Origin of the sequence: Stenotrophomonas sp. 3diitr2024, assembly GCF_042136455.1 — a bacterium.
Lineage (GTDB): Bacteria > Pseudomonadota > Gammaproteobacteria > Xanthomonadales > Xanthomonadaceae > Stenotrophomonas > Stenotrophomonas sepilia.
In genome coordinates, this window is sequence record NZ_JBHHMJ010000386.1 from 1 (window position 1) to 5,291 (window position 5,291).

Sequence of the window (5,291 nt, forward strand, 5' to 3'; positions counted from 1 at the left end):
CTCCCCCACCCGCTTTGCAAGGTTCCCCCATGAACTCTTCCACACACCGCAGCGCGCCGCCCAACGGCGCGCGCTGGCTGACCCAGGCGCTGGAGGCCGAAGGCGTCCGCACGCTGTTCGGCTATCCCGGTGGCACCATCATGCCGTTCTACGACGCGCTGGTGGACTCGTCGCTGAAGCACATCCTGGTGCGCCACGAGCAGGGTGCCGCCCTGGCCGCCAATGGTTTCGCCCGCGCCAGCAACCAGGTGGGCGTCTGCGTGGCCACCTCCGGGCCGGGCGCGTCGAACCTGGTCACCGGCATCGCCGATGCGATGCTGGACTCGGTACCGATGGTCTGCATCACCGGCCAGGTCGGCACGCCGCTGCTGGGCACCGACGCCTTCCAGGAACTGGATGTGTTCGGCCTGACGATGCCGATCGTCAAGCACAGCTGGCTGGTGCGCAGCGTCGATGACCTGCCGCGCGTGGTGGCCGATGCGTTCCGGATCGCCCGCGAAGGTCGCCCCGGCCCGGTGCTGATCGACCTGCCCAAGGACGTGCAGCTGGCCGACGCCAGCCATCTGCCGGCCCATGCGCCCAGCAGCGTCGAACCACCGCCGGCGCCGGCCGAGGCCGCCATTGCCGAAGCCATTGCCGCGCTGGCCGCGGCCGAGAAGCCGGTGGTCTACGCCGGCGGTGGCATCGCGCTGGGTGATGCGGTGCAGGACCTGCGCGATTTCGTCGAGGCCAGTGCCATCCCCACCGTGATGACGCTGCGCGGCCTGGGCGCACTGCCGGCCAGCCATCCGCAGTCGCTGGGCATGCTGGGCATGCACGGGACCCGCGCGGCCAACATGGCGGTGCAGGAAAGCGACCTGCTGCTGGTGCTGGGCGCACGCTTCGACGACCGTGCCACCGGCAAGCTGGCCGAGTTCGCACCGTTCGCCCGCGTCGTTCACATCGATGCGGACGCATATGAGATCTCCAAGCTGCGCAGCGCCGATGTCGCCGTGCCCGGCAACGTCGGTCACGCCATCCGCGCCCTGCGTGCGGCCTTCCCCTCCCCCAAGGCCCACCAGGACGCATGGCGCAAGCGCTGTGCACAGCATCGCGATCGTTTCGCAGCGCGCTACGACGCACCGGGCCAGCACATCTACGCCCCGGCGCTGCTGAAGCGCCTGAGCGAGCTGGCCCCGGCCGATGCGGTGATCGCCTGCGACGTTGGCCAGCACCAGATGTGGGTGGCGCAGCACTGCCGCTTCAACCACCCGCGCAACCACCTGACCAGTGGCGCGCTGGGGACCATGGGCTTCGGCCTGCCGGCCGCGATGGGTGCGCAGTTCGCCTGCCCCGATCGCACCGTGGTGCTGGTGTCCGGCGACGGCAGCTTCATGATGAACGTGCAGGAGCTGGCGACCATCGCGCGTTGCCGCCTGCCGGTGAAGATCGTGCTGCTGGACAACAGTTCGCTGGGCATGGTGCGGCAATGGCAGGAGCTGTTCTTCGCCGAGCGCTACAGCGAGATCGACCTGTCCGACAACCCGGACTTCGTGGCGCTGGCGCAGGTGTTCGGCATTTCCGCCACCCGCATCGACGCGCGGGATGACGTCGAGGGTGGCCTGGCCGCGCTGCTGGCCGAACCCGGCCCGGCACTGCTGCACGTCGCCATCGATGCACGCGCCAACGTATGGCCGCTGGTGCCACCGAACACCGCCAACAGCACGATGCTGGAAAGCAACCCCGCCCATGCCCGCCAGGAGATCCCCAATGCACTACCGGCTTGACCTGGTGCTGCACCCGGCCGAAGGCGCGCTGTTGCGCGTGATCGGCATGGCCGAGCGCCGTGGCTTCGCGCCGCGTGCGATCAGCGGTGCGCCGGTGGCCGCCGACGATGGCCGCTGGCACCTGCAACTGGTGGTGGATGGCCAGCGCCCGGCGGAAACGCTGTGCCGGCAGATCGAGAAGATCTACGACTGCGTGTCCGTGCAGGTCACCGCCGTGGAAGGAGCATCCGTATGAACACCCGTACCGTAGTGACCACGGTGCCGGTACGGAGGCGTCTTCTTCGCCGCCCGTGCCCGCATGCGGCGGTCGCCTGCACCCCGCTGGTGGCCCATGCCGGCCGCTGATGCCAGCCAGGAAAGCGATGTCGGCGACGTAAGCGTCGCCGACGTACTGGCGGCGCAGGCCCGGCTGCGCCGCTTCCTGCCGCCTACCCCGCTGCACCATGCCGAGCGCTTCGGCACCTGGCTGAAGCTGGAGAACCTGCAGCGCACCGGGTCCTACAAAGTGCGCGGCGCGTTGAACGCGCTGCTGGCCGGCCGCGAGCGCGGCGATACCCGGCCGGTGATCTGCGCCTCGGCCGGCAACCATGCCCAGGGCGTGGCGTGGGCGGCCTACCGCCTGGACGTTCCGGCCATCACCGTGATGCCACATGGCGCGCCGGCCACCAAGATCGCCGGCGTCGCTCACTGGGGCGCCACCGTGCGCCAGCATGGCACCAGCTATGACGAGGCCTACGCCTTCGCGGTTGAACTGGCACAACGCCACGGCTACCGCTTCCTTTCCGCGTTCGACGACGCCGATGTGATTGCCGGCCAGGGTACGGTCGGCATCGAACTGGCCGCGCACGCACCGGACGTGGTGATCGTGCCGATCGGCGGCGGTGGCCTGGCCTCCGGCGTTGCACTGGCGCTGAAATCACAGGGCGTGCGCGTGATCGGTGCCCAGGTGGAAGGCGTTGACTCAATGGCGCGCGCCATCCGCGGCGACGTACGCGAGATCGCCCCCGTCGCCTCGCTGGCCGACGGCGTGCGGGTGAAGATCCCTGGATTCCTGACCCGACGCCTGTGCACCTCGCTGCTGGACGACGTAGTGATCGTGCGCGAAGCCGAACTGCGTGAAACCCTGGTCCGGCTGGCACTGGAAGAACACATCATCGCCGAGGGCGCCGGTGCGCTGGCGCTGGCAGCAGGCCGCCGTGTCGCTGGCCGCCGCAAGTGCGCGGTGGTGTCCGGCGGGAATATCGATGCGGGTGTCCTGGCCGGCCTGCTCACCGACATCCGGCCGCGCCCGCCGCGCAAACCACGGCGACGGCGTAGTGAAACCCCGCGCTCGCCCGGCAAGGCCAGCGCCCTCGCGTCCCCCACCTCTTCCCCTTCCCCCCTGCAAGCCGCCGCACCCGCTGTCGAGGAGATTTCCCTGTGACCACCATCGAACGAATTACCACCCCGCGCATCCGCATCTTCGACACCACCCTGCGTGACGGCGAGCAGTCCCCCGGCTGCAGCATGAGCCCGCCGCAGAAGCTGGTGATGGCGCGTGCGCTGGACGAACTGGGCGTGGACATCATCGAGACCGGCTTCCCGGCCAGCTCGCAGTCCGACCGCGAGGCGATGGCGCTGATCGGCCGCGAACTGCGCCGCCCGAGCCTGAGCCTGGCCGTGCTGTCGCGCTGCCTGCAGGCCGACATCGAGACCTCGGCACGCGCACTGGAAGCGGCCGCCAACCCGCGCCTGCACGTGTTCCTGTCGACCAGCCCGCTGCACCGCGAGCACAAGCTGCGGATGACCCGCGAGCAGGTACTGGAATCGGTACGCAAGCACGTCTCGCTGGCTCGATCCTACATCGACGATGTCGAGTTCTCGGCCGAGGATGCCACCCGTACCGAGCTGGACTACCTGATCGAAGTCTCGCGCGTGGCCATTGCCGCCGGCGCCACCACCATCAACCTGCCCGACACCGTCGGCTTCACCACGCCGGAAGAGATCCGCGCGATGTTCCAGCAGGTCATCGCCGGAGTCGCCGACGTGCCGAATGCCGCCAATGCGATCTTCAGCGCGCACTGCCACAACGACCTGGGCCTGGCGGTGGCCAACTCGCTGGCCGCCATCGAAGGCGGTGCACGCCAGGTCGAGTGCACCGTCAACGGCATCGGCGAGCGCGCCGGCAACTGTTCGCTGGAAGAGATCGCGATGGTGCTGAAGGTGCGCCAGGCCTTCTACGAACAGGACAGTTCGATCAACACCCCGCGCATCGTCGGCACCTCGCAGCTGCTGCAGCGCCTGGTCGGCATGCCGGTACAGCGCAACAAGGCCATCGTCGGTGCCAATGCCTTCGCCCACGAATCGGGCATCCACCAGCACGGCATGCTGCGCCATCGCGGCACCTACGAAATCATGCGCCCGGAAGACGTGGGCTGGGAAGATTCGCAGATGGTGCTGGGTCGCCACAGTGGCCGCGCCGCCGTCGAAGCACGCCTGCGTGCACTGGGCTTCTGGCTGGACGAAGACGAACTGAAGCTGGTGTTCGAGCAGTTCAAGGGCCTGTGCGAACAGCAGCGCGTGGTCACCGATGCCGACCTGCAAACCTTGATGCAGGGCGGCTCCAACGCGCAGGGCTATCGCCTGGCGTCGATGACCATCAGCGACGTCGGCAGCCGCGCCAATGCACTGGTCGAACTGTCCGACCCGGACGGCAACCGCGTGGCCGAGACCGCGCAGGGCGACGGCCCGGTCGATGCGCTGTTCGGCGCGCTGTCGGCTGCCACCGGCGTGCAGCTGATGCTGGACAGCTACCAGGTGCACAGCGTCGGCATCGGCGCCGATGCGCGCGGTGAAGCCAATCTGAGCGTGCGCCACGACGGCGTGGAGTACGACGGCACCGGCACCAGCAAGGACATCATCGAAGCCTCCGCGCTGGCCTGGCTGGATGTGGCCAACCGCCTGCTGCGCCAGCGCCAGGCCACCGCCCACAGCAGCACCGCCGTTCCCACCCCTGCCACCGCCTGAGGAACCCGAGATGAGCGCCTTCGACACTCCTAGCGCAGCCGCTGGTCAGCAGTGGAACGCCCAGGACTATGCGATCGATGCCGGCTTCGTACCGTTGCTCGGTGGCGCGGTCGCGCGCCTGCTCGATCCGCGCGCCGGTGAGCGCATCCTCGACCTGGGCTGTGGCGATGGCGTGCTCAGCACCGAGCTGGCCCTGAGCGGCGCGTGCATCCACGGCGTGGACGCGTCGCCGGAACTGGTGATCGCCGCCCGTGCACGTGGCGTCGACGCGCAGGTGATGGACGGCCACGCGCTGTCGTTCGACAGCGAGTTCGATGCGGTCTTCAGCAATGCCGCATTGCATTGGATGGGCAACCCGGACCGCGTGCTGGAAGGCGTGCGTCGCGCGCTGCGCCCCGACGTGCGCGCGCGCTTCCACTGAGTTCTGCCGGGCGTGGGCCAGGGCCTCCGGCAGCACCCGGCGTTTGCCTTTGATCGCCAGGGAGATGACATGCTCTCACGCGCACCGTACCGCCACTG

Annotated in this window: 4 protein-coding genes and 1 pseudogene; all 5 read left to right on the forward strand. The window is 69.2% G+C overall.

Going from position 1 to position 5,291, the window contains the following annotated elements; genetic code table 11:
- Positions 1-29: 29 nt before the first annotated feature.
- On the forward strand, positions 30-1,766 hold the full coding sequence (gene ilvG / locus ABGA94_RS09540; protein WP_005419106.1) for an acetolactate synthase 2 catalytic subunit: 1,737 nt from the start codon (positions 30-32) through the stop codon (positions 1,764-1,766).
- Complete coding sequence (locus ABGA94_RS09545; protein WP_005419108.1) at positions 1,750-2,001, forward strand: ACT domain-containing protein; 252 nt, start codon at positions 1,750-1,752, stop codon at positions 1,999-2,001. The genes ilvG and ABGA94_RS09545 overlap by 17 nt, the downstream gene beginning before the upstream one ends.
- Before the next feature lie 96 nt (positions 2,002-2,097).
- The gene (locus tag ABGA94_RS09550; protein WP_053499063.1) at positions 2,098-3,189 is read left to right on the forward strand and encodes a threonine dehydratase; all 1,092 of its coding nucleotides are present in this window, start codon (positions 2,098-2,100) and stop codon (positions 3,187-3,189) included.
- Entirely contained in the window at positions 3,186-4,772 is a 1,587-nt protein-coding gene (locus ABGA94_RS09555) for a 2-isopropylmalate synthase (RefSeq protein WP_375367128.1), read from the forward strand. The genes ABGA94_RS09550 and ABGA94_RS09555 overlap by 4 nt, the downstream gene beginning before the upstream one ends.
- A 10-nt stretch (positions 4,773-4,782) precedes the next feature.
- Positions 4,783-5,178 (forward strand): annotated as a pseudogene (locus ABGA94_RS09560) (class I SAM-dependent methyltransferase); the annotation flags it as partial.
- Positions 5,179-5,291 lie beyond the last annotated feature (113 nt).

What these genes read in the sequence shown, in the direction of transcription:
- ilvG (WP_005419106.1), top strand. Translation starts at nt 30, where the DNA reads ATGAACTCTTCCACACACCGCAGCGCGCCGCCCAACGGCGCGCGCTGG.
- ABGA94_RS09545 (WP_005419108.1), top strand. Translation starts at nt 1,750, where the DNA reads ATGCACTACCGGCTTGACCTGGTGCTGCACCCGGCCGAAGGCGCGCTG.
- ABGA94_RS09550 (WP_053499063.1), top strand. Translation starts at nt 2,098, where the DNA reads ATGCCGGCCGCTGATGCCAGCCAGGAAAGCGATGTCGGCGACGTAAGC.